This is a genomic window from Rhizobium leguminosarum, assembly GCF_010668065.1.
Lineage (GTDB): Bacteria > Pseudomonadota > Alphaproteobacteria > Rhizobiales > Rhizobiaceae > Rhizobium > Rhizobium leguminosarum_S.
The window spans coordinates 1-1,266 of the sequence record NZ_WUEN01000038.1 but is presented as its reverse complement, the minus strand read 5'-3'; the positions used below and the strand labels follow the sequence as shown (position 1 = coordinate 1,266).

Here is a 1,266-nt window from a genome sequence, read left to right as displayed (position 1 = left end):
GGCCGCGCCCGATATCATCGTCACCGGCCCGAGCGGCTATGCCTTCACCAAGCAGATCGGCGGCAAACGTGACGGCGCCATCTTCAAGGTCGATATCGCTATCGGCAAGCTGCCGAAGGATTACGACATATCGGGCAAGCAATGGAGCGTGCTGGTCATCGACGGTGAAAGGGCGATGGAGACGACGCTTGCCTTCGAATGACCGGTCTTGCCTTTCAATGACCGGTCTTGCCTTTCAATGGCCGGCCTTGCCTTTCAATGATGGGCTCCTATAGTCGCCTCGATCCCCTGCGGCGCCCGCCGCCGCCAAGCCGGAATCCCCAAAGCCAGAACCCCTACTGAACCAAGGAGAAGACCATGACCATCGCGATCGGCGACAAGCTTCCTGCCGCCACCTTCAAGGAAAAGACGGCTGACGGCCCGGTCGAAATCACCACCGATCAGCTCTTCGCCGGCAAGCGCGTCGTGCTCTTTGCCGTGCCGGGCGCGTTTACGCCGACCTGCTCGCTGAACCACCTGCCGGGTTATCTCGAAAACCGCGACACCATCCTTGGCAAGGGCGTCGACGACATCGCCGTCGTCGCCGTCAACGACTGGCACGTGATGGGCGCCTGGGCGCAATCATCAGGCGGCATGGGCAAGATCCATTTCCTCGCCGATTGGGATGCCGGCTTCACCAAGGCCGTCGGCCTCGACGCCGACCTCTCCGCCGGCGGCCTCGGCCTTCGCTCCAAGCGCTATTCGATGCTGGTGGAAGACGGCGTCGTCAAAGCCCTCAACGTCGAAGAAAGCCCCGGCCAGGCAACCGTCTCGGGCGCTGCCGCGATGCTGGAACAGCTCTGAGCTTTCATTGCTGATGGATGAAGGGGCGGCGAGTTGGTCGCCCTTTTTGTTGTCGGGGGAGGAGAAGGCGCGGAGCCTCGAAAGACACGCGGCAACGCAGCTTCTTGCACGCATCGAGCGTCGGCGCGCCCGCCTCGTCCTTCGAGGCCCCTGCGAGGCACCTCAGGATGAGGCTCTCTTGGATGTCGGCGCTTGCCTCTCAGGCGATCATCGACGCCCGGACGAATGGCAAGGCGGAAGCCAGCTCGCGCCACCCTCAACCTCCCTCATCCTGAGGCGCGGAGGCTGAAGGCCGGAGCCTCGAAGGACAGGCCGTAACGTTGCTCCTTGCTAGATCCAATGGGCTGAATGACCAGCGATCGGTCTCCCGCCTCAATCTCGCCGCAATCGTTATAACATAACGGTAATGTTATTACATTGTAG

At 62.0% G+C, this 1,266-nt stretch carries 1 protein-coding gene and 1 pseudogene; both read left to right on the top strand.

Features of this window, described 5'->3' with window-relative positions; genetic code table 11:
• A pseudogene (locus GR198_RS35175) lies at positions 1-202 on the top strand (protein-disulfide reductase DsbD domain-containing protein); the annotation flags it as partial.
• A 155-nt stretch (positions 203-357) separates the two neighbouring features.
• Positions 358-843 (top strand): peroxiredoxin, encoded by a 486-nt coding sequence (locus GR198_RS35170; RefSeq protein ID WP_011650769.1) that lies wholly within the window; start codon positions 358-360, stop codon positions 841-843.
• Positions 844-1,266: the final 423 nt, after the last annotated feature.

Excerpts from the sequence above, each read along its gene's own strand:
- GR198_RS35170 (WP_011650769.1), top strand. The coding sequence starts at position 358 with ATGACCATCGCGATCGGCGACAAGCTTCCTGCCGCCACCTTCAAGGAA.